We start from the raw sequence: 24,375 nt of genomic DNA, 5'->3' as shown, positions 1-24,375 counted from the left end.
TACAACCTAGGAGTGGAGCTTTTATATGAAAAAAAATATCCTATTAATTCATACCGGTGGCACAATCTCTATGAAGGAGGATGTTCAAAGCGGAACGGTTATTCAAGGTGGAGAAAACCCCTTAATAGCACAAGGACAATTACTCGAGGATTTAGCTAATTTTATAGTGAAGGAGCCCTTTCAACTTCCTTCACCCCACATTACCCTTCAGGAAATGCTAATCCTAAAACAGATCATCGAAGAGACTATACAATCTCAGCCGATTGACGGAATTGTTATTACTCATGGAACTGATACATTAGAGGAAACAGCCTACTTTTTAGACTTAACTATTCAGACGGACATTCCCATTGTTTTAACCGGTGCTATGAGATCTAGTAATGAAATTGGATCGGACGGGCTTTACAACTTAGTTTCAGCCATTCGGACAGCTTCTTGTGAGTCTGCGAGGAAAAAAGGAGTACTCGTTGTACTAAATGATGAAATCCATTCCGCTTTTAATGTGACAAAAACCCATGCCTCCAATGTGTCTACGTTCCAAAGTCCACAATATGGACCCATTGGAATTGTTTCAAAACGCGGTGTGTTTTTTCATCATACGCCTAATTTTAGAGAGGCATTTCAGATTGATAAGGTAACGAAAAAAGTAGCCTTGCTAAAAGTGCATGCTGGTTTTGATTCTACCCTTCTTTATTCTTTAGCTGAAGCTAAGTACGATGGACTCGTACTTGAAGCATTAGGACAAGGAAACATTCCTCCGCTAGCGGTAGATGGAGTGAAACATTTACTTTCTAAGAATGTTCCCATTGTCGTGGTTTCCAGGTGTTTTAATGGTACGGCAGAAGGCATTTATGGATATGAAGGCGGAGGGAAACAGCTCAAGGATTTAGGAGTTATTTTTGCTAATGGGCTAAATGGACAAAAAGCAAGAGTCAAGCTTCAAGTAGCTTTAGAAGATTCCAGCATCCGAAATGATCAGTTAGAAAGCATATTCCATCCATTTTTATAACTAAAGAAAATGGGACAAGGTTCCTGTCCCCTTGTCCCATTAGCGGTTTGCAATTGCCTCTGCAATTGGAGCACCGTGGTGCCTTCCATTTTCAATGAAAATTTCATTTGCGTTATTTCCAGCTGCTATAACGCCAGCGATAAATACTCCGGGGACATTCGTTTCCATGGTTTCCTCATTGTAAGTAGGTCTACCAGTACTTGGATCGATGGTTACCCCCATTTTTGTTAAGAAATCATGATCGGGATGATAACCCGTCATCGCAAATACAAAATCATTTTTTATTTCCATTGTCTTGTCATGAACCTTATATAGAGTTGTCTGTTATTTTTTGTACAAATGCATTAAACTCCATTTTAATAACGCCATTTCTCACTTGTGCTTCAAATTCAGGAAGGATCCAAGGTTTGATACTTGGGGAGTATTCACTTCCACGGTATAGGACCGTAACCCTTGCGCCAGCTTTTACAAGTTCCAGACTGGCATCCACACTTGAGTTTTTTCCACCAATAACCGCTACGTCCGTATCAAAGTAGGGATGAGCTTCCTTAAAGTAATGAAATACTTTAGACAGTTCCTCTCCTGGAATGTTCATATAATTGGGATGATCATAATAGCCCGTTGCAATAATGACATACTGGGAATCATAAAGGGCTTTATCTGTTCTCACTTTAAAAGAAGAACCTTCTTTTTTAACCTCTTCGACTTTCTCAAACGTGTGAATTCTTGGCTTTTTTCTTTTTACAACTTCTCTATAGTACGCTAATGCCTGATTTCTTTTAGGCTTATGTCCCTCAATGATAAAAGGCACCTCACCAATTTCAAGTTTTTCACTTGAGGAAAAAAATGTTTGGTGTGTGGGATAATGATAAATTGCGTTTACAATATTCCCCTTTTCTATAATGAGAGGGTCAAAACCTTTATCTTTTAATGCCAGAGCAGCTGATATTCCACAGGGACCGCCACCAACAATAATAACTTTTTCTTGTACCACTTTTCTTTAACACTCCTCCTGAGCAACCATCACTGTATAAAAAAATCTCCTACCTTAACATGATAGGAGATTTTTTAGTTCGATTCAATTATTATACCCTTTTGAATTTATATCCAGCCACGGAAACGGCTAGCCTCAGCCATTTTTCGAACACCGACCATGTAGGCTGCAAGACGCATATCTACACGACGAGTTTGCGCAGCGTCAAAGACGTTGTTAAATGACTTAACCATCACTTTGTGAAGTCTTTCCTCAACTTCTTCCTCAGTCCAGTAGTATCCTTGATTGTTTTGTACCCATTCAAAATAAGATACTGTAACACCACCTGCAGATGCTAGAACATCCGGAACAAGTAGAATTCCTCTTTCAGTAAGAATTTGAGTAGCCTCAAGAGTTGTAGGTCCATTTGCTGCCTCAACCACAATTTTTGCTCTGATGTTATGAGCGTTTTCTTCGGTAATTTGATTTTCAATGGCTGCAGGTACTAAAATATCACAATCTAATTCAAGTAATTCTTTATTTGTAATCGTATTTTTGAAAAGTTTTGTTACCGTACCAAAGCTGTCACGTCTATCAAGTAAATAATCAATATCTAAGCCGTTTGGATCGTATAAACCACCATAAGCATCTGAAATTCCAACCACTTTAGCACCAGCATCGTGCATAAACTTGGATAGATAACTTCCTGCATTTCCGAATCCCTGTACGACAACTCTTGCACCTTTTAATTCTATACCTTTTTTCTTGGCCGCCTCGTTTATACAAATCGTAACACCTTTGGCAGTTGCAGAGTCTCTACCATGTGAGCCTCCTAATACAAGCGGTTTACCTGTAATAAATCCAGGTGAGTTAAATTCATCTATTCTACTATATTCATCCATCATCCAGGCCATAATTTGTGAGTTGGTAAATACGTCTGGAGCTGGGATATCTTTAGTTGGACCAACAATTTGACTGATGGCTCTTACATAGCCTCGACTTAACTTTTCTAATTCTCGGAAAGACATATCCCTCGGATCACACACAATCCCGCCTTTTCCCCCACCATATGGTAGGTCTACAATTCCACATTTCAAACTCATCCAAATAGATAGAGCTTTCACTTCTTTTTCCGTTACATTAGGATGAAATCTAATCCCGCCTTTTGTTGGACCTACAGCATCATTGTGCTGGGCCCGGTAGCCAGTAAATACTTTCACAGATCCGTCATCCATACGGACTGGAATTTTAACGGTTAACATTCGAATTGGTTCCTTCAATAATTCATAAACTTCTTCAGGATACCCTAACTTCTCTAATGCATTATGAATAACCGTTTGCGTGGATTTTAAAACGTCATGTTTGTCTTCAAGGTTTGTATTTTCATTAGCTTTGTCGGCTACCATCTGTAATCCTCCTAAAAGAAATAGCTATGATAATTCTAATTTGTGGTATGTCCACCCATCAAGACATAGTATACACCTTCAACACATTTATGCAAGAAGAATTTAGCAGTTTTTCGTCCATTTATTTTATATTATGAAAACGCTACCATAAAGATTATGAAAATGGGGGATTTTATCGTTGTTAAGTCTTTCCTATATGCTTTTGTCACATAAATTGTTAGTTATAGAAAATTAGAATTACCCGGAAAGGACCTGCCCTATTTACATTATGTATCGTCACTTAGATATATCCGAAAAAAACAAAAGAACCGCACATCATGCAGTTCTTATTTAAACCAGTACTTTAAAATTTTAAAAGCATTGTCTTTTAGGATAGACTTACCGTATTCATTTAATACATATTGTGTTATTGAAGTCGGTTCACCATATTCACTGATTAAGGAATACAATCCAACGTTGGCTTCACTACACCGAAATACTAACCAGTACTTATCTTGCATAGCATACAAAGATGAATCGACTTGCTCAACTAATGGAAATCTTTTTGAAAGGTCTACAACATCCTCAAAGTTAGTGAACTTAAATATTCCACTCTTATATTTGGACGAGTCAACCCATGCTTCGTTCAACTCATCCTCTAACAGTGTCAGGATAAGAAAAATTCCATGTGGCTGTAATGAATATAATTCAACTGAGACATTCTGACTTGTCTGTACACCTAGTGAATCACACGCTTCCTCTAACAAGTCATAAAAATTGTCGTGCCAGCCCGTTTGATCTTCTTCTAGTTCATGACTTGATATGTTTCTTTCTTCTAATTCTTCCGCCGAAATAAAAACCTTATATTGACCTGTACCTAACCGTTCAATCTGCATATGGAAGCCTCCCAACCAAAGCGGACTTCTACAACAGTGTATGAGCGGTTTATCAATTGGTACATTGTCTATAACGCTACAATATAGACTAAATATTAGGTTTTTGTTTTCTAAGGGTAATCACATGAGTTTCAGCAGGAGCACCAAGCCGTAAAGGTATTTTCGATGTACCAAAGCCGTTGCTAACCAGTTGCTTTACTTGGTCTTCTTCGATAAGACTACCCTTCTCATATAATCCCCATCCAAACAACCTTATTTGACCTCCATGGGTGTGACCACTTAAGATAAATTTTATTTGGTCAGCAGGTTTAATTTTTTTGATAGCACGTGGATTATGGCTAATCAAGATCCGAAATCCTTCTCCTAGTTCTTGTGCATCCTGTAATGCTAAGTCTAAGCGATCACGTCTAAGGCTCATATCATCAATGCCAACTATAATGATTTTCTCTCCGTTCCCCGTTTCAAGTTGCACAGATGTATTGTCTAAGATCGTTACTCCTAATTTTAAAAGCAATGCATCTAAGTGTTTATAATCTACACGGTAATCATTGTTTCCCCATACAAAATACACAGGGGCAATTCTTTTTAGTTGCGTAATATTTTGTTCTACGCGGCTAAAAGGTACCCTTTTATCTGTTAAATCCCCACCAACGATGACAATGTCTATTTTTTCGGGAATCATTTTGATTAACTTCTCGGTTACTGTTCTATTGTGGATATCAGAAATAAAAAAGACCCGCATTTGTTCTTGCGGAAAATCATGAAAATCTATGTCAACCCTTCTTACTCTGTAAGCAAAGGCTTCCAAAATCATATATACCAAGATTAGTATTCCTATTAAAAGAAGCAAACCAACTACTATGGAGAGCATGCATTTATCCCCCATTAACTGTCTTATCTTTCAAAGACATCATACCATAAAAAATTGCAAAACAATAAAGTAATAAGACATGCCATGTACCAAGATGGATGAGTAATAAGATTGAAAGAATCCAGATAACCTGCAAAAATAATTCACGATAGTTCTTCCTTTTTCCCTTCGAGGCAATAAAGTGAAAGGAACTTTGAATTAAGCTACCTAAACACAGAAAAGCTATTAGAAAAGAAAACATGGCTGCCAGAAATCCTAATGGATCTAAAATACACTCGGCCAAAAAATTCTCCAATGTAAAAGGAGAAGGAGTCGGTAACAAAAGTATAAACATGTAAGCTGATAGTAAAGCCGCAATCCCCTTGATCATAGTCGGATACATAAAAAAATCCCTCCCATAAGCTATGTTATGAGAGGAATTGAAAAGTTTTACAAAGAATTATTCATCTTCATGAATATAAAGAACTCTAAAACCGGAGTCTTCTAATTTTTTAATAAATTTATCGATGTTATCTTTCTTTTCAATTTTCATTACAATTCTTCGGACAAGCTTATCTGTCTCATCAAACGTAACGAGAGAAATAATGGATTCATGGAATTGACGTGCAATCTCCGAAAGACGAGCAATACGACCTTCTGTCTCTACAGAAGTAAAGGCAATTCGTACGCCCTTTCTCTTCATACCAAAAGCACTTTGGAATTGGTCTAAGATATCATAACGAGTGACAATTCCTAAAAATGTCTTATTTTCGTCCACAACGGCCAGTAAAGGAAAATCCTTTAATTCCAATAGGGTATGTTCGAAAATTTCGTTCCCCTCTAAATACTGATCTTGGTGTGTGGCTACCTCTTCCACTTTTGTTGATGATAGGAATGCCTCTCTATCTGTATTCGCCTCAAAAAACTTAGAATAAATTGAATAACGTGTAATAATTCCAGCATAACTACTTCCATCCAATACAGGTAAACCATCAACTTCATGCTTTTCGAGCTGTTCTAGTGCTTTCTTTAAGGAATCATTTTTCGAAATTGTGTAACAACGATGCTTTGGTAGCATCAAACTTTTAACAAACATCCTTGGTCACCTCTTTCTTTTCCATTACTTTAATACATTCCACAAAAAAGATAAAAAACCCTTCTTAACATAACAAACATTTAAGATATAAAAAAAAAAAACGAGACTTAAGTCCCATTTATTACTTTGTTTCATGGTATAAGTTAATATCAAATTCTTTTTTCATCATATCGTAAACTAAATGCCGTTTGTGCCATGCCTCTTCTTTTTTCCATAAGTCTTTACTACGATCTACAATTTCCCTTCTTAGAGCATGGTATTCATCTTCTGCCTTCGTTTTCTTTTTCTTATAAAAATTCATTCCCCCATAAAAACCTCCGACAAGTATCAATAAATACAGATGAAAACTACTCTCTACAAAAGCGGAAATCATAATTTGGAAGGAATCGGAGTAGGGTTCAATCACAACCCTAAAAAGATATAGTAAAGTAAAAAAAGCCGAAAACATCGTTAACCATACTGCATACAAGTGATATCGCTTATATTTTTCAAATTTCCTTTTTTTATTGACTGCAAGCTGTAATAATTGTTTCGTTGCTTGATCAGTCCAGTCTCCAATTTTAATAATAGACGGCTCCATATAACAATCCCCCTGTACATGAGGTTACAAATGTTCTAAAGTGTCAATCCATTATATGAGCCTGTCCTAGTAAATATGATTCTGTTTAAATCAGTGGTTCCCATCAATCTGGATGGGTTCATAATAGTTCTTGGGCTGAACATTCACTTTATTATTTTCATCATTCATCCAGTAAGTGAAAATATAGATGAATGTTAATGGTAACAAAATAAACAAAACAGCTAGTAAACGAATGAGAGGGTATCCAAGCCCTTTCTTACTTACTTCATCCTTTTCGGATTTCTCTTTTACATCTTTACGCTTATCTTTTTGCCTACCTTTATTTTGCTTGGACTTCTTTCGCTTCTTATGAACCATGCTTCGAGGGGGAAGTGACCTAGGTAGGTCATTGAAGTCTTCAACACTTTGTTTCTCATTCACTAACATCACTGACACCCTCTTTTCCCCTTTTTTGAATTTTTAAAAACAACCCTAATAAAAAGTCAACGGTTATATGCAACACAATGGGTGCTATTAAATTATTTGTAATGACATAGATATAGCCAATGAAAAAGCTAAGCAACGTTATGTTAACCGTTAAGAACCAGTGACTTAAGTATCGGAAATGAATAAGAGCAAACAGAAGGCTTGTCCAAATCCACCCTATCGTATTTTGCAGAACCCCTCTAAAAAGTAACTCTTCACTTATACCAATTACGGTTGCAAGCATAAAAATTTGCAAAGGAGGTCGGTTTAAAAAAATCCTCTCATTGATTCCACCGTCATCATAAAATCTTTCGGGAAGAACTTTATATAAAACTAGGTCAATCATTACGATTAAAATTCCGGCACTTATCCCCACCAAATAGGCTCCCAGATCATTCCATTGTATTAAATCTAGCAAGGATTTAAGCCCGTCTAAAAAAATATATGAAAGGATAATTGCCAATAACAATATTATTCCCTGTGTCACATATAAATTGAGAATCAATTGACGGTCGGTCAAGGATTTAATAAGTTCTGCTTGCTTTTTCATTCATTAACTTCCTCTTGTCCTAATAGTATGGCAAGTTGTTGTTGCCATGCTATATTTTCTTTTTCTTCTAATTGGTTATCTGCAATGGGAATGTTGGTATAACTCCATCCACATCGGTCACAACACACTTCTTGTTTCACTTCTTCTTGTTCGTCAAAATATTTAACTATATTATTTCTTCTACAATCAGTAGTTAGAATCCAGTTAGTCATATCCGCAGCTTTCTTAAGCTTTAACCCTTTTCTTTCCTGTATCCATTGATTTATGTTTAAACTAATTTCTGTAAGCCCTAATTTAGACATTCTAAACTGTTCATTAAGATATTGTAACACTCTCACATGTGTCTCAAGCAGAAATCCTTCTTTGACCATTACTTGCGGGTCTACAGCGTTTTCTATTTGCTGAAAGAAAAATCGTACTTGTTCTTCTGTTGGAAGTTCATAATCGATTAGTTGTTGTTGGAATTGATCATCAAACGTTGAATACAAAGTGATGGAATAGCTTTCTTTTCCATCCCTACCAGCTCTCCCAACTTCTTGTACGAATGACTCAAGCTGGAGTGGTGGTTGAAAGTGTATCACATAGCGAACATCTTCTTTGTTAACCCCCATGCCGAAAGCACTGGTGGCACATATAATATCTAATTGGTTACTCAGAAATTGTTGTTGAATCAAAATGCGGTCCTCAGTTTCTATATCGGCATGATAATATCCGACTTTACTTACACCATTCTCCTGTAACCAATTACAAATTTCTTCCGCAAGCCTTTTACTGGAAAAATATATGATACCTGGCTTGGGAAGCTTAGATACAAGAGATAATACTTTCTCCCATTTATCCTTCATGTTAGAGACTGGTTCGACTGAGAAAATAATGTTGGGTCGATTTACACTGACTATTAAGTCTTGGTGATTATCCTTAAAGATAAGCTTATCTTTAATATCTTGTTGAACTTCTTTTGTAGCTGTTGCTGTAAGGGCAAGAACTCTTGGATCTCCTATAGCACTTCTAACTTGTCCTAGTTGTAAATAATCTGGTCTAAAATCGTACCCCCATTGCGAGATACAATGAGCTTCATCAACAACCAACAAAGAGATCGATAGCTTAGATAACTCAGCGATCACGTAATCAGAAGACAGCATTTCTGGCGAAAAAAAGAGGAAACGGTAATGGTGTATGTTTCTCCAAAAATCCTGTTTTTCTTCTTTATTTAAAAAGGAGTTATAAGCCGCTACTCTCCTCTCCCCTCTAAAGCGAATGGACTCAACTTGATCCTGCATAAGAGATAATAAAGGTGATACAATGACAACAGGACCATTAAGCAAGTAGCCTGCTAACTGATAGCATAAAGATTTCCCCGTTCCTGTTGGAAGTACCGCTAATGTATCGTGCCCTGAAACAACTGATTCCACAACTTCTTTTTGCCCTTGTCTAAAATCTGAGTACCCGAAATACTCTTTTAGCTTACTTTCAAGATTCATGTGAAACCTCCTGCCTTGCTAGAACAAGGCGAATTTGAAAATAACTTGCATTTGGATGTTTTTCCTTAATGGCCTTCAATTTTTTAGTCCCTATTTGTGTTGCAGTCTTGGAAATTTCTTTTCCCATCTCGTAAGGAAGAAATGGTGTAATATCGAAATCGCCCTGGATAAGAGAAATTTCTACAATATGATCTTCTATCGTATTCTTTCTTAATTTTCGTAAGTGAGCTATTTCTTCAATTGAATATCCTTTTCTTAATAGGGTGTAGGTCTTACTTGTTGATTGAGTCAATAAGCTTTGTCCGGTTAAATCTTCTATCATACTATATAACATGGGATAGCTTACTTTCTCTTGTATTACTTTTCTCATTATGAAGTGAAGAGTACTTAGAAAATTCAAGTGGCCTTGAAATGGCTCTATGTTAAGCTGCTGACTTATTTGAGTAGTGGTTTTTCCAACCTGATTAGTCCCCGTAAATTTATTTACAATCAAAGTTGCTTGTAAGGGCTGTAATTGGTTCAACAAGAAATATAGTTCTATATGTAACATCTGAGAAGCATTTGGAATGGAAGTCTGTTTTTTTCTCCATTTCTTCACCCATTTTAATATCTGTTCATCTCGTGAAACTGGAATAAACCTGTTTTGGCCGCGAACTAAATGGGATAGCACCTGGGTACTGATGGTAAGCCTTCTCCAAAATATTTCATCTACCGTATGAAACCAACCACCGTTTAAATACTGAGGTAATCCTGATACATTTTCCCAATTGCTTAATGTTTCTTTACCTCTCAATGTTATCAAATAAATACTTTTATCCTGATCCACTAGTTCAAGCTCCCCTGAGGAAACTAATTGCTTGATTTGTTCGTCTAAATACCCTCTCTTTAGGGAACGATAACAACTGAATAATGAATATAATTGAAAGAGATGACAATCTTGAATAGTTTGAGAAGATTTTTTCCCTTTTAATATATGGTAAATAGAATAGATGGACCTTTCGTCCTTAATTCGTGCTAAGCAGTATAGTAATAATCCTTTAAAATAATAATTTGAAGTAGACATAATCTTCACCTTAGATCAGACATTATTGCCTACATTGTAACATGACTTGAACATATTTAGCCTATAATCCAATAACAATTTACATCATTTTACTAAGGAATATGGGTTTCACAACTTTTCTTATTGAAAAGTCACAACTAGACCTATACAATAATAGTGAGCATATATAGATGTCATCAGAGGCTTATATAATATAGACATTGACTGTATTGATTTCGGGAGGGTTTTATAATGCCAAAATATACAATTGTAGATAAAGAAACTTGTATTGCGTGTGGTGCTTGTGGAGCGGCTGCACCGGATATTTATGATTATGATGATGAAGGAATTGCGTTTGTAACACTTGATGATAACGAGGGAATTGTGGAGATTCCAGATATCTTACTCGATGACATGATGGACGCTTTTGAAGGTTGTCCTACGGATTCCATTAAAGTTGCGGATGAACCATTCGAAGGTGACCCGCTTAAATTTGAATAGAAGCACAAAAAGAGACAGTGATGGCTGTCTCTTTTTTTATTTTTAATTGTAAACTCAATCATTAAGCATTTTTCACTGATTTACACCTTATTTCGGTGTCTTTTTAATATAGAAAAATAGGAGCACAACTACGTTCCATGTACATTAACTCTGTGAATTAATAGTCGTGTTCGAATGTATTGATTCATCACTACTAAAAATTGTAATAAAAGGTTTTGAATTTTTAGCACTATACTACTCACCCATTTTGGTTGTGCCAGGGTGGTTACGATTTTGTCCTTTATACATGCAACCTTTTCATTTCGCACAAAAATGGGTACACAAAGCTGTCCCTCTGAACCTTTTCTTCTGATGAGAGCTACCATTAAAAATAGTCCGGAGAAATCAATATATGTATTTGGAAGATTATAAGCTGATATCGATATTTCTCGATTGATCAAGATAAAATGAAAAGACTCTGTTTTATTAGATGTCACGGATTGTAGCGGAATTTCAATCCACTCATTTGCTGACTCACTGCTATCAAGGTTTTGCCACAAACCTTCTTTCAAGAGTATGTTCTTTTTTCTTTCGTGAAGAACATTTTGGACATAAAGCATCCTAGATTCTACACTCGTTTGCTCACCTATCTTAAGATTACCGTATATAGTTGAAGGGTCTATAACATTTGTTTTTCCATAATTCCATTCGGATGTATGCACCTCAAAATGGAGATGTACCCCTGTAGAACGACCGGTTGTGCCCATCGTTCCAATGATTTCCCCACTAGATACAGTCTCACCAACATCCTTCAACCGTCTAGCAAGATGGGCATAAACGGTGACATATCCACTTGGGTGTTCAATAAAAATAACATTGCCGTAGCTATATGAATAATAAGACTTAATAACTTTTCCATCGTAAACCGAATGAATATGAGAGCCCCATTGACCCGCAATATCAATTCCGTAATGATAACCGTGCCTGGATCCAAAATGATCAGATAAGACACCATCAGCTGGCCATAACCATATTTCCGTATCAACTTCACTTGCTTCAGCTCTTCCTCCAACAAATAGGAGAGAGATAAAAAAAGCCATCAGGGCTACAATCAACAATCTTCTGATATAGTCCTTCATAGCTCATCCTCCTATCGCTTTAGACTTAATAATACAAATATGAGTGGCCGTCCAACATTAGAACCTCAAGTTTACTGAACATTGTCTCCTAGCTAAAAGACAAAAAGAAAAACACTAACCATTATGGCTAGCGTTTCTCTCTTTAATACTGTTCTAGATAATTTGGTGCTATCGGTACACGAATCGGTTCATTAAATAAAAATCCTGCAAACCCTACTTGAGATGGATGCTTCAAAACAACTGTCTCAAAACCATAGTTCTTGGCTGTTAGTAAAATTGCTTCAATAGCCAACATACTTTCATCTGTATCAGGAAGCAGTTCATCTCCAAATTCGACAGTAAGCTCTAACTCATTCTCACTAACTCCGACTAATTCAATGTCTTTTAAAGGACCACGTAAATCATGTGTTTCAATATCCTCTTTCATAGCATTGAAAGCTTCTTGTATAGTTGAAAAAGTATTATCCATATATGGCGCTAATAATGCTTTGGAATCCTCAGTCTTTTTATAAATGAAGAACGGATTCTGTAATTTCTTTTTCAAAATATGTTCTTCCACATTGCCAAAATTCCCAAAATCCATACCAGGTGCTCCATTGGTAGTAAGCTTTACTTTTTCAAATGGACTATCTGCAAATGTATAGTTTAAGGAATTAAGCAAGTTTACATTTGAGGCAGAACCAGCAGAATATGGATGACCCTCAACTAAGTCCAGTTGAAGAACATTGTCACTAGCAATAGAGACCTCTCCCTTATAAGGTAAATACTCTCCATTTAAGCCAAGTTCTTCATAAGGAACATCATCCACATGATTGTTGTATTGTTCTACCCAGGTTACTTCTTTACTACTTGGTACTGTGATCGTAACAGGCACTATATTTTGAGCTTGTTCATCAGGTACCGCATACGTGATGGCTGTTGACTGATCAGAAAGTTGTTCCTGATACAGGGCTGTTTTACTTGGAATATGTGTAAGCATTCCAATACCCATTTCAGTATTATCATTATCACTTTCTGCAGACTCTCCTTCGAATGATTTTGCTGAAAGTTCATCTTGCTCTGTGTCTAATGCATCTGCTGCATGATCATCGGTCATAGCTATTTTTTGATCCATATCCCTTTCCGACTCATTTAAAGCTTGATCATTAGAAAAAATCGATGGATAGAGTAACAATGATAGCAATAATACAGCAGCAACGGCAGCAGCAGGGATAAACCAGTAATTACGTTTTTCTTTCCGCATGCGCTTTTGAACTTGATAGTAGATCTCGCTTTGGCTACGGTGATCCTCTACCTTGGGCATGCTCTTTAAAAGATCTTCAATCTTTTTATCGTCCCAAGAAGTATTGCTCACCATCTTTCCCCTCCTTTTCCATACGATTCTCCATAGCCTTTCTCAAAGCTTTAATGGCTCGGTGTTGAGTTGTCTTCACTTTACTCTCTGTCCATCCAAGGCTTTCAGCCGTTTCTGCAATTGACAGTGATTGAATATATCTCATTATAATAACAAGTCGTTGGTCTACAGAGCATTCGTGAAGGCATTCATACATCCATTTGATTTCTTCATTTTGTACAGCAACGTCTTCTGGAATTGGTTCTTTATCCTTGATTTGGTTTTCTCCCCAATCAAATGAATCGAGAAGTCTTTTTTTCCAATTTTTTTGCTTACGAAAAAAATCAATCGCAACATTTCTAGCAATTGAAAAAAGCCAGGTTTTTTCACTACTCTTACCCTCGAAGCGATCATAAGCTTTTAGCACTCTTATGTACACTTCTTGGACTAAGTCTTCAGCGTGCTCCCTATTTTGTACCATGTAAAATAGGAATTGAAATAAGTCTTGATGATATTCATCATAGATACGTTGAAAAACGGAGTCCATTTCGTCCCCTCCCCGTTTTCATAATATTAGTCGAAAACAATAGAAAAAAGTTACACTTGCTATAACTATATCTTTTTTTGAAAAAATTTGGTAGTGTGAATTGCACCTAAAAGTGGACAACCATTGTTTCTCATGGAACAAGATATTTCGTCAGTAAATGCTATGTTCTTCTAATTTTCGAGGAATAAACAACGAAAAAGTCGTTCCTTGTCCTTTTTTGCTGTGAACAGATATATGTCCTTCATGAGCTTCTATAATGTTCTTAGCAATAGCCAACCCAAGTCCGGTTCCCGATTTTCCTCTAGTACGCGACTTATCGCCTTTGTAGAAACGTTCAAAAACAAATGGCAAATCCTCCTCAGGAATTCCTGTCCCTGTATCCTGAATGTCAACGGACCAGCCTCGTTCATTCAATTTACTTATGACCTTAACAGACCCACCTCTTGGTGTATGGCGTATGGCATTATCAATTAGGTTTGTAAAGACTTGTTCAATTTTATCCACATCGAAAACCATTTGATCATTTTCAAGCACACCCTCTAAACCTAATGAAATTTCTTTTTCTTTCGCAACACCGTGAAACTTTTTCAAAACGCGGTCTAGATAAGGGTACATGTTTACATTTTCGTGATATAGCGTGATATGTCCTGCTTCCACCCTTGCCAAATCTAATAAATCATTGACTAACCTTCCCATACGAAGCGATTCGTCATAGATGACTTTTGCAATTTCTTTCTTCTCTTCTTCTGAGCCTGCAATGTCATCTACTATTGCCTCGCTATATCCTTGAAGCATTGAAATAGGGGTTCTTAATTCATGTGAAACATTGGCAATAAAATCTTTTCGGAGCTTATCCATCCGTCTTTCTTCCGTCATATCACGGACGACCGCTACAGCGCCTCTTACAGACTGTTGATTATACAGTGGACTTACAATAAATGACCAAGATCGCCCCTGTAAATAAATTTCATCCGTTTGCTCCTGCTCAGTTAGAACGGCAGATTGAAATAGGTCCCGTACTTTAGGCGGAAGCTCTTTATCACTAGATTCATTGCTTTCTTCTTCATAGTACCAATACTTTAAAAACCTCTCTGCAGGAGGGTTTGTTATAAGGATGGAGCCATCACGATCTATTGTAATTACCCCATCTGCCATACTACTTAAAATACTTGAAAGATGTTCCTTCTCCTGTTTGAGAGCACTCAAGTTATTTTTTAACTGTTTACCCATTTTATTAAAGGCAATGGCTAGCTCACCGATCTCATCACTCGTTAATATTGGAACCTTAGTCCCAAAGTTCCCACGAGCGACTTCAGAAGCAGCTTCTCTCATTTTTAAAAGTGGAGCTGTGATTCTTGTTGAAAGGAAAAAGGCAAAAACTGTCGTTAAAATAATAGCAATTCCAGCTGCTAATAGAATAAATTTTGTCGTTTGTTCGGTCGTTTCTCTCATAACCTCCAACGATTGATAAATATAGGCTACACCTTGACTTCCAGATGGTTCAACGAATGGAACGCCTGAAACAATCATATTGGAAAAGCGATCTCCTCTTATTTGACCAGGAGCAGAGATTTCAATTTGAACCATGTCTCTACTTTCAATAACTCCACTTAGTTGTTCATTTTGCTTAAAGAAATCTACCGGAAGATGGTCATCTATATTACTAGGAAGAAAGTAGGTTTTTCCTTCTCCTGTAAATACAACGATATGAGTAGCTTCATCCACTAGTTCTCCGACAATTTCCAAGGCAAGCTCAATATCTTCATGCTCTTCCATGATGATGGCCACTTTTGAAGCAGTTTGAGAAACTTCTTTCTCTATCTCATCCACGTGATAGTTTTGGAAAAATTCCAGTAATAACATCGTAAGAACAAACAATACAAAAGAAAGAAGTAAAAGGATTGTTATCCAAAGCTTACCTACAACACTCTTCCAGATCATTCAGCTCCAACCTCAAACTTATAGCCGACACCCCATACAGTTACAATCATTTTAGCGGCAGGTTCTGAAATTTTACTCAGTTTTTCTCTCAATCGTTTTATATGTGTATCCACCGTACGTAAATCACCGAAAAATTCATACTGCCATACTTCTTTAAGTAAGTGCTCTCTGTCATATACTTTATCTGGCGTTTTTGCAAGAAAGTAAAGAAGTTCATATTCCTTAGGTGTTAAGCTTACTTCCTTTCCATCTGCCGATACTCGGTGGGCGTCATGGTCGATTGTTAAGTGTGGGAATACAATTACATTCTTTGCTGATGTTTCAGTACTTAAGTAGCTTGTTTTTGACGCTCTTCTTAATAATGCTTTCACACGTAAAACAACTTCACGAGGACTAAAGGGTTTGACAATGTAGTCATCTGTTCCCATCTCAAAGCCTTGAACACGGTTAGCCTCTTCACCTTTTGCTGTTAGCATAATAATAGGAGTAGATTTCTTTTCTCGAAGTCTTCGACAAACTTCTAGTCCATCCATCTCAGGCATCATTAAGTCTAATAATATGACATCATAATCGGTTTCAAGAGCTTTTTCTAAAGCTTCTACACCATCCGATGCTTCTTCAATCTGAAACTCTTCTCTTTCAAGATACATTTTTAATAAACGACGAATTCTTTCCTCATCATCCACTATTAAAACAGAATATGTTTGTTCATTCATAATCAGCCACTCCTCATCAGTTAAATGGAAATCTATGTACAAAAAACCTCCACAGCTTACTGTGAAGGTCATATATACTTAAGAAACTTCTAAATTATGCACCTGCATATGAATGCAGTCCTGCAATAACTAAGTTTACAACAATCAAGTTAAACATAATAATAGCAAAACCAATTACGGCTAACCAGGCAGATTTTTGCCCATGCCATCCTCTTGATAAACGAAGGTGTAAGAAAGCAGCATAAAACAGCCATGTAATAAGTGCCCACACCTCTTTAGGATCCCATCCCCATAGGCGGCTCCATGCTAGTTGAGCCCATATCATTGCAAATATAAGAGCACCTAATGTAAAGATTGGGAATCCAATCAGAACAGAACGATAACCGATTTCATCTAAAACATCTAATTTCGCATTTTTCGTTAGTGGCTTTAAAGCTGCCCCTACTCTTTTTCTTAGAATCAGCCTAGTTAGTAAATAGAGGATCACCCCTGAAACGAGTGACCATACAAATGTATTTAACTTCCTAGCATTTACCCAATCAGGAACATAGACAATTGGTTCAAAGCTACCTTCCGTTAAAAGAGTCCCTTCATGAGGTCCAAATACTGCTGGTAACTGATAACTATCATAGGCGTTCTTTCCTTCTTTATCAATATAGGAGAATTCACTCTCATACCCAGCTAAATTAAAGCTTGTTGTGATTACAATGAAACCAACAACTGTGATTAAGGAATACATAACGACTTCAAGCCATTTTGCTTGTTTGCTATTTTTAGATTGATCCACTGACTTAATCAAGTAAATGACTCCGGCAGCAAAGCTTATAGCTAATACAGCTTCACCTGCAGCTGCAGTCGTTACGTGTATATGCAACCAATAGCTCTTGAGTGAGGGAACTAATGGTGCAACTTCTGATGGAAACATACTTGCATAAGCGATAATAAGTAAGGCAATAGGTAATGTAAATAGTCCTAAAACTGCATTCTTATAAATAAAATAAATGACTACAAATGCAGCAACTAACATCATTCCAAAGAAGGTAATGAATTCAAATAAATTACTAACGGGAGCATGTCCTGCCGCAATCCAACGGAGGATAAAATATCCTAGGTGAGTTAATAATCCTACTATTGTAATAACGATTCCAACATTTGACCATTTTTCTGCACTTTTCTCATGGCTCATATTTTTAGTTTGACGAATAGCCCCAGCAAAAATAAAAGTTCCAATCAAATAGAGTACAAATGATATAAATAATAGATTACCACTTAATCCAATCATTGTTCCTCCACCTCCTCTTCTACTTTTTTCTCATTATTAACGTGTTGATCAACAGGATGAAATTGAGGGGTATCTTCTAGTACCCTTTCAATTTCTTTCTTAAGACCAAACCAGTTTTTGTTCGTATGGGCTGCAACCATTACATCCTGTCCATGGCGTTGAATCCAAATTCTTCGATGATTCCAATAGGACCCTTGAATAACGCCAATCATAAAAATTAGTCCACCCAGAGCTAGAATCCAAAGTGTCTGGTCTTTTCTAACAGTCAATCCAGAGACTTCAGTTTGTTCAATATGGCTAAATTCCATTTTATAATCATTTGGACCTGTTGGTTCTAATGTTTGTCTAATAGCCACAACACTCATTTCACCTTCCGGATGTTCAGGCGAAATCATGTTAAATATGAAAGCAGGATTACGCGGATATGGTGACTGATTTGTCGGAATATAATTTTCATCAAATTTAACATCTGGATAATATCGAACAATCTCAACAATCCGCCCGTTACCTAAATCATATTGTTTCTCTGGTTCAGCCAGATCAATTCGAATTTCCCCAAATGACTCTTGTGTATTTTGATTGACAAGATTAAAATTCATTGCTTCGAATTCACCTTGGTTAAAAGAGATTTGGTATAAAGAAAATCCCTCAAACGTTAACGGCTTATTTACCTGTATTGAAAATTCTTTTACTTCTTCTAATTTAGGTTTTTCACCCAATATAGTATCTGAGGATTGCTTGTATAAGACAACATCTGTTTGATAATTACTTATTGTTCCTCCAGTGCGCTCTAGCGTTTCTTGAAAGACTCCATTTCTTTCGGTACCGTCATAAACTTCAACTAAAAAATCTTTATTCTCCAAATAATACTCACGGTCTGTTCCTGGAATAGGCTTTATTTCTCCTTCTTTCACCCAGAGAGTTTCATCAATATACATCCCTGGAACAAAACGAAGCATTCCACCAAATAAGAAAATAATCAAACCAATATGGTTGACATAAGGGCCCCACCTTGAAAATCTACCTTTTTCCGCTAAGAGACTTCCATCCTCTTCACGAATATTATATCGTTTGTTAGATAGATTAGCTTTAATCTTATCCCAATTTACATCAAGTTTATCCGCTTCACCAGGTACGTGTACATACAATCTCTGTCTTTTCAAAAAGCCTTGGTGCTTCGTAACTCTTTGTACTTTTAAGGCACGATATAATGGAACCACTCGGTCTAAGCTACAAATAACAAGAGACACCCCTATTGAAGCTATGAGTAGGAGGTACCACCAAGAACCATATAAGTCATGGAAACCTAATGTATGATAAATGCGGCCAAAAACACCGTACTCGCTTTCGTAGTATGCGCCTGCTGGCATATTTTTTGGGATAAATGCTTCTTGTGGAAGAATGGTTCCGATAGCTGATGCACTTAGGGTGACTATAATTAGCCATATCCCTACTTTTACAGAAGAAAAGAAGTTCCACACCTTATCAATTAGCGTAGTCTTATAGGTTTGGGAACGTCTTGCACTTCCTTCATACCTCATATCTAATAACTGTTTCTTTTCTTCTGATTCAACAAGTATTTTCCCACAAGACTCACATAAAACTGTACCATGTGGATTTACATGACCACAGTCACACTTAACTTGATCCATACCGAAAAACTCCCCAAATATTAAGGCATTATTTTTTCCATTGATTCACGAACTTTATCTTCACTCATCGTTGTTGTTATAATTTCCACGATCTTTCCTTCTGGATTGATTAAAATAGTTGTAGGTAATGGCCCTATATTATAGGCACCTTGAACTTCCGTGCTTTTTAAATCTCTTAAGACTGGAAAGCTTAACCCATACTGATTTATAAACTGGTTAACTGCCATTCTTGATTCACCAACATTAACAGCTAATATTTGAACACCGTCATCCTTGAAATACGAATATTGGTTTTCCATGTAAGGCATTTCCTTTTCACATGGTTTACACCATGTGCCCCAAAAATTCAAAAAGACTCCTTGCCCTCTATAATCAGATAGCTTATGTACATTACCTTCCATATCTTCAAGTGCAAAGTTAGGTGCTTGATCCCCTACGGCCAGAATTCCCCTTTTTTCTTGAGTTAAGTTTGAATAAAGGGAATACCCTACTGCTGCAAAGAGCAATATGAGCACAATAGTCCGAAGCACTAATCTTCTTTTTTTCTTTTGCATGGGATTTCCCCTCCCTATGGAGACTCCATTTTCCCTTGTTATTATAGCATTTGGTTTTCATTCTCCAGCGTGAGATTTTGAAGGTTATGTGACAGTTATCACATTAGTCTCCATTCAGGGCTAATGACCGTAATTGTTTCACTTCATGTGGCGTCATTTCACGAAACTCTCCGGGAGATAGTCCAGCTAATGTTAGAAAGGCGAGTCTTTCTCGTTTTAGTTTTAAAACGGAATGTCCGATTGCTTCGAACATTCTTCTGACTTGTCTGTTTCGTCCCTCATGAATCGTAATTTCAATAATCGAGCTGTTCTTCCTTTTATCTAGAGACAACATTTTCACCTTTGCGGGGGCTGTCTTACCATCCTCTAATTTTACACCCCTTTGAAGCTGAGTTAACTCTGTCTTATTCGGAATCCCTTTTATTTTAGCAATGTAGGTTTTCGGGATATGGTACTTTGGGTGTGTAATTTGGTTCGTAAATTCCCCATCGTTGGTTAGTAACAACAAACCAGATGTATCATAATCTAATCTCCCAACAGGAAATATTCTCGTCCCTAGTTCTGGGAAAAAGTCAGTTACGACTTTACGACCTTTATCATCCTTCACACTAGAAATAACTCCTCTAGGCTTATATAAAACGAAATAAATCGGTTCTTCTTTTTCTAAAGGAATCCCGTTCACTTCTATTTCATCAGATGGTTTCACCTTTGTACCAAGTTCAGTAATGGTTTTTCCGTTCACTTTTACTTTTCCAGACGCAATGAGCTCCTCTGCTTTTCTTCTTGAAGCTACACCTGCTTGAGCAATTACCTTTTGTAGGCGTTCCATTCTAATCACCTCTTCATCATCATCTTACTCGCAAACTATATCCTGTACAAGAAAAAAGGACAACATGATGTATTGTACCAATCATTCCAATAGGAGTATATAAAAACCATCATAATCATTGTTGCCTAATTGATTAGTTTTTAAATGGAATACCAAGTCTAAGGACATAAAAAAAGACACACCCTGAGGATGTGTCCCAATTAACTTGCAAAAAGTAATGTCACGATTACGATTGAAGCAATAATCCCAACTAAATCCGCTAATAAACCAACCTTTAAAGCATCTCCCATTTTCTTTATTCCAACCGCTCCAAAATATACGGTTAAAACATAGAAAGTAGTATCAGTGCTTCCTTGTAAAGTAGAAGCAAGTCTTCCTATAAATGAATCTGGTCCGTATGTAGCTATTAAATCACTCGTCATTCCAAGCGCTGCTGTTCCTGAAATAGGTCTAATGATGGCAAGGGGAACAATTTCTGCTGGTACACCGACAAATCTAAGAATAGGCTCTATAAGTCCCATAAAATATTCGAGAGCACCAGAGGCACGAAATACAGTAATAGCAACTAGCATACCCACTAAATAAGGAATGATAGAAAAAGCAATTTGGATTCCGTCCTTCCCACCCTCAACAAATGATTCATAAGTGGGTACTCTTTTTAAAGTCCCATATATTAATATTCCTCCGATAATTAAAGGAATTAACCATAAAGAGAGAGCACTTATAAATTCCATCTACAACTCCCTCCCTTTTCTTACTCTACGATAATAGAAATACCGGTCGATCATAATGGCACCCATAGTAGAACAAATGGTTGCAATAATGGTTGGTAATACAATTTCTGTCGGATTGGCGGAATTATAATTCATACGTATTGCTAATACGGTTGTTGGAATCAGTGTGAGGCTGGATGTGTTAATGGCTAGGAAAGTAATCATAGAGCGACTCGCTACAGGTTTATTGCCGTTTAGAACCTTTAATTGCTCCATTGCTTTAATCCCTAATGGTGTCGCAGCATTTCCAAGCCCAAACATGTTTGCCATCATGTTGGAAAGAATATAACCCATCGCAGGATGATCCTGTGGTACATCCGGGAAGAGTCTTCTTACAATTGGTTTAAAAAGTTTAGCCAATGTGTTTAAAAGTCCTGCATCCTGAGCGATTCTCATAATTCCGAGCCAAAATACTAATATACTAATCAATCCAATTGATATCGTCACAGCTTCCTTAGCCCCATTAAATAGAGCTTTGTTTACTTCTTCCAAGTTTCCATTAATGATGGCGAAGATAATACCAATAATTGTTAAACCCACCCATATGTAGTTAACCATACATATCAACACCTATGAACGCTGTGAAAACACCTTTAAACCATTCAAACCATGTTTTTTCGTCCTTAGGTACCTCTCCTTCATAAAAAATGGGTAGTTCCTTGACTACTTCCTCTTTAAAATAAACAATTGCTTTACCGACGATCTCCGGAATATCCTCCTGATGACGCTCCCATCTTTTCTTGGGTTCTATCATTCTATATTCAACTCGGATCTGATCCTTTTCTTCTGCAGTTAAGGGATACGAATAATCACTATGAATCGAGACTTTTCCTTCATAAAAGGAATCATCCAGTTCAGGTATTTGTCCTTTATGTAAGAGCTTCATGTTGTCGTATTGATCAAACCCATATTCAAACATATGGATATGATCATCCCAATCACTAGGAGCATTTAGGGTTACAGCAATTAAATTCATATCACCCTTAGTAGCTGTTGAGACGAGAGTTCTCCTAGCTTTTTCAGTGAAACCTGTTTTTCCACCTGTACTATAATCATAGAGTCTAGTTAATAATTTGTTTTTGTTTCTCCATACTCGATCCCATTTTTCTCCAGGGTTTGGAGCACGGTGCACCTTGGTCCCAGAAATTTTCTGATAGGCTTCATTTTTCATGGCATACGCTGTTAAAATGGCCATATCATACGCAGTCGAGTAATGGTCGTCAGAGTCATCTAAACCATGCGGATTTGTAAAATGACTGTTGTTCATCCCTATTTCAAAAGCCTTTTGATTCATTAAAAATGCGAACCCTTCTACACTTCCACCTACATGCTCTGCAATAGCTACAGCAGCATCATTTCCAGAACGAAGCATAAGGCCGTAAACAAGGTCCTGAAGCTTAATTTTTTCTCCCTTTTTTAAATACAAGGAAGAACCTTCAGTACCAAACGCATTGGAACTAACCGTGACCATCTCGTCCATCTTACCGGATTCAATGGCTAAAATAGCTGTCATGATTTTCGTAATGGACGCAATTCTTCTCTTTTCATGTGCTCGTTTTTCATATAACACTCGACCTGTATCTTGATCTATTAAAATGGCACTATACGCACTAACCGATACGGCTTTTGTCTTCCCTGGTGAAATGGAAAATATAAGTAAAGAACATAGGATAAATATTACAATCTTTTTAAACCTGGGCATTCTCTCTTCTCCTTTTCAAGTTGCTTTGTACAAGTTTATGCAGGACAGGCACTTATATGAACACAAGCTCACTGACAATGAGAAAAAACGAGCGTAAAGGACTTATAAGAAGCCACAAAAAAAGCCGAAGGAGCCAAAGGCCCTTCAGGCATAATATTAGTATGGTTTCCATCTGATTTTTTTAGCTTCTTCAAAACGTGCTTCGACGTCTCTCCAATTTACAACATTCCACCATGCGTCAACGTACTCAGCTCTACGATTTTCATATTGTAGATAATAGGCGTGTTCCCAAACATCTAATGCAAGAAGTGGAATCGTATCCCATTGTGTTAGAATCATGTGTCTTTCACTCTGAAGAATCTCTAAATGACGAGACCTTGGGGACCAAACAAGAATAGCCCACCCTACTCCTTCAACATTCTTGGCTGCCTCTGTAAATTGAGCTTGAAAGGCCTTAAAAGAACCAAAGTATGAATCAATTTCTCGAGCAAGATCACCTCTTGGTTTCCCTCCACCACCAGGTATCATATTATTCCAGAAAATCGTATGCAAATAGTGACCCGAACCATGAAATGCAAGTTCTCTTTCCCAATGCTTTATAAGTTCAAAGTCGTTGTTTTTTCGAGCTTGTTCTAGTTTTTTCTCGGCTTTATTTAGACCGTCTACATAAGATTGGTGATGTTTAGTATGGTGTAATTTCATTATTCTTTCCGCGATAAAAGGCTCTAAAGCGTTATAAGCATAAGGTAGTGGTGGTAATGTATGTTTACCAATCGCCACTGCCTTTTGTTGCCGTTGCTCAGGCTTCTCTTCTGATCGTAGTTGTTGAAACTTCTCATTGATTTCATATACTAATTCCTGTATTTCACCAATTGACTCCAAGTTTTCAACACTTTGATTTTGAACCAATTCATCTAATCTATTTATCTTTTCTGTTAAATCATCGGGTTCTTCAAAACGTTCCATATCCATGCACTCTTTTACATCTAAGACCCAATTTCGCACCTCATCAACATACTGTTCATATGATCTTGAACTCACGATAATCCCCTTCCTCTTTGGCATTCATCATTAGTCTATGGGTAAGGCTAATCCATTTA

General features: G+C 37.0%; 25 protein-coding genes and 1 pseudogene. 2 read left to right on the top strand and 24 right to left on the bottom strand.

The window, feature by feature from the left end:
* The first annotated feature begins 25 nt into the window (after positions 1-25).
* A complete protein-coding gene (locus ABDZ91_RS21230; RefSeq protein WP_343803833.1) occupies positions 26-1,009 on the top strand; it encodes an asparaginase in 984 nt (327 codons plus the stop codon).
* A 39-nt stretch (positions 1,010-1,048) separates the two neighbouring features.
* Here ABDZ91_RS21230 and ABDZ91_RS21225 read toward each other — a convergent pair.
* From ABDZ91_RS21225 to ABDZ91_RS21175, 11 genes and pseudogenes are all read right to left on the bottom strand, one after another.
* Positions 1,049-2,003: pseudogene (locus ABDZ91_RS21225) on the bottom strand (YpdA family putative bacillithiol disulfide reductase).
* Between the two features lie 107 nt (positions 2,004-2,110).
* Positions 2,111-3,388 (bottom strand): Glu/Leu/Phe/Val family dehydrogenase, encoded by a 1,278-nt coding sequence (locus ABDZ91_RS21220; RefSeq protein ID WP_343803830.1) that lies wholly within the window; start codon positions 3,386-3,388, stop codon positions 2,111-2,113.
* A gap of 326 nt (positions 3,389-3,714) precedes the next feature.
* Positions 3,715-4,263, bottom strand: a complete 549-nt coding sequence (locus ABDZ91_RS21215; protein ID WP_343803827.1) for an adaptor protein MecA — start codon at positions 4,261-4,263, stop codon at positions 3,715-3,717.
* Positions 4,264-4,351: 88 nt separating this feature from the next.
* Positions 4,352-5,134 (bottom strand): metallophosphoesterase, encoded by a 783-nt coding sequence (locus ABDZ91_RS21210; protein ID WP_343803824.1) that lies wholly within the window; start codon positions 5,132-5,134, stop codon positions 4,352-4,354.
* 4 nt (positions 5,135-5,138) lie between these two features.
* On the bottom strand, positions 5,139-5,516 hold the full coding sequence (locus ABDZ91_RS21205) for a hypothetical protein (protein ID WP_343803821.1): 378 nt from the start codon (positions 5,514-5,516) through the stop codon (positions 5,139-5,141).
* Between the two features lie 57 nt (positions 5,517-5,573).
* Entirely contained in the window at positions 5,574-6,209 is a 636-nt protein-coding gene (locus tag ABDZ91_RS21200; protein ID WP_343803818.1) for a CBS domain-containing protein, read from the bottom strand.
* A 121-nt stretch (positions 6,210-6,330) separates the two neighbouring features.
* Entirely contained in the window at positions 6,331-6,789 is a 459-nt protein-coding gene (locus ABDZ91_RS21195) for a YpbF family protein (RefSeq protein ID WP_343803815.1), read from the bottom strand.
* A gap of 90 nt (positions 6,790-6,879) precedes the next feature.
* Positions 6,880-7,224, bottom strand: coding sequence for a hypothetical protein (locus tag ABDZ91_RS21190; protein WP_343803812.1), 345 nt, complete (start codon positions 7,222-7,224; stop codon positions 6,880-6,882).
* Positions 7,202-7,804, bottom strand: coding sequence for a CPBP family intramembrane glutamic endopeptidase (locus tag ABDZ91_RS21185; protein WP_343803809.1), 603 nt, complete (start codon positions 7,802-7,804; stop codon positions 7,202-7,204). Before ABDZ91_RS21185 ends, ABDZ91_RS21190 begins: the two co-directional genes overlap by 23 nt.
* Complete coding sequence (locus ABDZ91_RS21180; protein ID WP_343803806.1) at positions 7,801-9,285, bottom strand: RecQ family ATP-dependent DNA helicase; 1,485 nt, start codon at positions 9,283-9,285, stop codon at positions 7,801-7,803. Before ABDZ91_RS21180 ends, ABDZ91_RS21185 begins: the two co-directional genes overlap by 4 nt.
* Positions 9,275-10,348 carry a YpbB family protein gene (locus tag ABDZ91_RS21175; RefSeq protein ID WP_343803803.1) on the bottom strand — a complete coding sequence of 358 codons (1,074 nt, stop codon included), beginning with the start codon at positions 10,346-10,348 and terminating at the stop codon, positions 9,275-9,277. Before ABDZ91_RS21175 ends, ABDZ91_RS21180 begins: the two co-directional genes overlap by 11 nt.
* Positions 10,349-10,579: 231 nt before the next feature.
* Between ABDZ91_RS21175 and ABDZ91_RS21170 the strand changes: the two genes are divergently transcribed.
* Positions 10,580-10,828, top strand: a complete 249-nt coding sequence (locus ABDZ91_RS21170) for a ferredoxin (RefSeq protein ID WP_343803800.1) — start codon at positions 10,580-10,582, stop codon at positions 10,826-10,828.
* 128 nt (positions 10,829-10,956) lie between these two features.
* On the opposite strand, the gene ABDZ91_RS21165 is transcribed toward ABDZ91_RS21170, so the two are convergent.
* The 13 genes from ABDZ91_RS21165 to ABDZ91_RS21105 all read right to left on the bottom strand — a co-directional run bounded on the left by ABDZ91_RS21165 (position 10,957) and on the right by ABDZ91_RS21105 (position 24,316).
* Positions 10,957-11,946 (bottom strand): M23 family metallopeptidase, encoded by a 990-nt coding sequence (locus ABDZ91_RS21165; protein WP_343803797.1) that lies wholly within the window; start codon positions 11,944-11,946, stop codon positions 10,957-10,959.
* Positions 11,947-12,088: 142 nt separating this feature from the next.
* Positions 12,089-13,303, bottom strand: coding sequence for a hypothetical protein (locus ABDZ91_RS21160; protein WP_343803794.1), 1,215 nt, complete (start codon positions 13,301-13,303; stop codon positions 12,089-12,091).
* Complete coding sequence (sigX, locus tag ABDZ91_RS21155) at positions 13,275-13,826, bottom strand: RNA polymerase sigma factor SigX (protein ID WP_343803791.1); 552 nt, start codon at positions 13,824-13,826, stop codon at positions 13,275-13,277. The genes ABDZ91_RS21160 and sigX overlap by 29 nt, the downstream gene beginning before the upstream one ends.
* A 150-nt stretch (positions 13,827-13,976) precedes the next feature.
* The gene (locus tag ABDZ91_RS21150; RefSeq protein WP_343803789.1) at positions 13,977-15,767 is read right to left on the bottom strand and encodes an ATP-binding protein; all 1,791 of its coding nucleotides are present in this window, start codon (positions 15,765-15,767) and stop codon (positions 13,977-13,979) included.
* Complete coding sequence (locus ABDZ91_RS21145; RefSeq protein ID WP_343803787.1) at positions 15,764-16,483, bottom strand: response regulator transcription factor; 720 nt, start codon at positions 16,481-16,483, stop codon at positions 15,764-15,766. The genes ABDZ91_RS21150 and ABDZ91_RS21145 overlap by 4 nt, the downstream gene beginning before the upstream one ends.
* 94 nt (positions 16,484-16,577) lie before the next feature.
* A complete protein-coding gene (gene ccsB / locus ABDZ91_RS21140; RefSeq protein WP_343803785.1) occupies positions 16,578-17,765 on the bottom strand; it encodes a c-type cytochrome biogenesis protein CcsB in 1,188 nt (395 codons plus the stop codon).
* Positions 17,762-19,417: a cytochrome c biogenesis protein ResB gene (resB, locus tag ABDZ91_RS21135; protein ID WP_343803783.1), complete on the bottom strand. Its 1,656-nt coding sequence runs from the start codon at positions 19,415-19,417 to the stop codon at positions 17,762-17,764. Before resB ends, ccsB begins: the two co-directional genes overlap by 4 nt.
* A gap of 20 nt (positions 19,418-19,437) precedes the next feature.
* Complete coding sequence (resA, locus tag ABDZ91_RS21130; protein ID WP_343803780.1) at positions 19,438-19,971, bottom strand: thiol-disulfide oxidoreductase ResA; 534 nt, start codon at positions 19,969-19,971, stop codon at positions 19,438-19,440.
* A gap of 103 nt (positions 19,972-20,074) precedes the next feature.
* A complete protein-coding gene (locus ABDZ91_RS21125) occupies positions 20,075-20,800 on the bottom strand; it encodes a pseudouridine synthase (RefSeq protein ID WP_343803777.1) in 726 nt (241 codons plus the stop codon).
* Between the two features lie 200 nt (positions 20,801-21,000).
* On the bottom strand, positions 21,001-21,534 hold the full coding sequence (locus tag ABDZ91_RS21120) for a spore maturation protein (protein ID WP_343803774.1): 534 nt from the start codon (positions 21,532-21,534) through the stop codon (positions 21,001-21,003).
* Complete coding sequence (locus ABDZ91_RS21115; protein ID WP_343803771.1) at positions 21,535-22,131, bottom strand: nucleoside recognition domain-containing protein; 597 nt, start codon at positions 22,129-22,131, stop codon at positions 21,535-21,537.
* Positions 22,124-23,275, bottom strand: a complete 1,152-nt coding sequence (locus ABDZ91_RS21110) for a D-alanyl-D-alanine carboxypeptidase family protein (RefSeq protein WP_343803768.1) — start codon at positions 23,273-23,275, stop codon at positions 22,124-22,126. Before ABDZ91_RS21110 ends, ABDZ91_RS21115 begins: the two co-directional genes overlap by 8 nt.
* 156 nt (positions 23,276-23,431) lie before the next feature.
* A complete protein-coding gene (locus ABDZ91_RS21105) occupies positions 23,432-24,316 on the bottom strand; it encodes a superoxide dismutase (protein ID WP_425541882.1) in 885 nt (294 codons plus the stop codon).
* Between the last annotated feature and the right edge of the window lie 59 nt (positions 24,317-24,375).

It is taken from the genome of Bacillus carboniphilus, assembly GCF_039522365.1.
Lineage (GTDB): Bacteria > Bacillota > Bacilli > Bacillales > JC228 > Bacillus_BF > Bacillus_BF carboniphilus.
Note: the sequence above shows the minus strand (reverse complement) of the source record. Positions and strands in the feature narration are given on the sequence as shown.

What these genes read in the sequence shown, in the direction of transcription:
- ABDZ91_RS21230 (WP_343803833.1), top strand. Translation starts at nt 26, where the DNA reads ATGAAAAAAAATATCCTATTAATTCATACCGGTGGCACAATCTCTATG.
- ABDZ91_RS21220 (WP_343803830.1), bottom strand. Translation starts at nt 3,388, where the DNA reads ATGGTAGCCGACAAAGCTAATGAAAATACAAACCTTGAAGACAAACAT.
- ABDZ91_RS21215 (WP_343803827.1), bottom strand. Translation starts at nt 4,263, where the DNA reads ATGCAGATTGAACGGTTAGGTACAGGTCAATATAAGGTTTTTATTTCG.
- ABDZ91_RS21210 (WP_343803824.1), bottom strand. Translation starts at nt 5,134, where the DNA reads ATGCTCTCCATAGTAGTTGGTTTGCTTCTTTTAATAGGAATACTAATC.
- ABDZ91_RS21205 (WP_343803821.1), bottom strand. Translation starts at nt 5,516, where the DNA reads ATGTATCCGACTATGATCAAGGGGATTGCGGCTTTACTATCAGCTTAC.
- ABDZ91_RS21200 (WP_343803818.1), bottom strand. Translation starts at nt 6,209, where the DNA reads ATGTTTGTTAAAAGTTTGATGCTACCAAAGCATCGTTGTTACACAATT.
- ABDZ91_RS21195 (WP_343803815.1), bottom strand. Translation starts at nt 6,789, where the DNA reads ATGGAGCCGTCTATTATTAAAATTGGAGACTGGACTGATCAAGCAACG.
- ABDZ91_RS21185 (WP_343803809.1), bottom strand. Translation starts at nt 7,804, where the DNA reads ATGAAAAAGCAAGCAGAACTTATTAAATCCTTGACCGACCGTCAATTG.
- ABDZ91_RS21180 (WP_343803806.1), bottom strand. Translation starts at nt 9,285, where the DNA reads ATGAATCTTGAAAGTAAGCTAAAAGAGTATTTCGGGTACTCAGATTTT.
- ABDZ91_RS21175 (WP_343803803.1), bottom strand. Translation starts at nt 10,348, where the DNA reads ATGTCTACTTCAAATTATTATTTTAAAGGATTATTACTATACTGCTTA.
- ABDZ91_RS21170 (WP_343803800.1), top strand. Translation starts at nt 10,580, where the DNA reads ATGCCAAAATATACAATTGTAGATAAAGAAACTTGTATTGCGTGTGGT.
- ABDZ91_RS21165 (WP_343803797.1), bottom strand. Translation starts at nt 11,946, where the DNA reads ATGAAGGACTATATCAGAAGATTGTTGATTGTAGCCCTGATGGCTTTT.
- ABDZ91_RS21160 (WP_343803794.1), bottom strand. Translation starts at nt 13,303, where the DNA reads ATGGTGAGCAATACTTCTTGGGACGATAAAAAGATTGAAGATCTTTTA.
- sigX (WP_343803791.1), bottom strand. Translation starts at nt 13,826, where the DNA reads ATGGACTCCGTTTTTCAACGTATCTATGATGAATATCATCAAGACTTA.
- ABDZ91_RS21150 (WP_343803789.1), bottom strand. Translation starts at nt 15,767, where the DNA reads ATGATCTGGAAGAGTGTTGTAGGTAAGCTTTGGATAACAATCCTTTTA.
- ABDZ91_RS21145 (WP_343803787.1), bottom strand. Translation starts at nt 16,483, where the DNA reads ATGAATGAACAAACATATTCTGTTTTAATAGTGGATGATGAGGAAAGA.
- ccsB (WP_343803785.1), bottom strand. Translation starts at nt 17,765, where the DNA reads ATGATTGGATTAAGTGGTAATCTATTATTTATATCATTTGTACTCTAT.
- resB (WP_343803783.1), bottom strand. Translation starts at nt 19,417, where the DNA reads ATGGATCAAGTTAAGTGTGACTGTGGTCATGTAAATCCACATGGTACA.
- resA (WP_343803780.1), bottom strand. Translation starts at nt 19,971, where the DNA reads ATGCAAAAGAAAAAAAGAAGATTAGTGCTTCGGACTATTGTGCTCATA.
- ABDZ91_RS21125 (WP_343803777.1), bottom strand. Translation starts at nt 20,800, where the DNA reads ATGGAACGCCTACAAAAGGTAATTGCTCAAGCAGGTGTAGCTTCAAGA.
- ABDZ91_RS21120 (WP_343803774.1), bottom strand. Translation starts at nt 21,534, where the DNA reads ATGGAATTTATAAGTGCTCTCTCTTTATGGTTAATTCCTTTAATTATC.
- ABDZ91_RS21115 (WP_343803771.1), bottom strand. Translation starts at nt 22,131, where the DNA reads ATGGTTAACTACATATGGGTGGGTTTAACAATTATTGGTATTATCTTC.
- ABDZ91_RS21110 (WP_343803768.1), bottom strand. Translation starts at nt 23,275, where the DNA reads ATGCCCAGGTTTAAAAAGATTGTAATATTTATCCTATGTTCTTTACTT.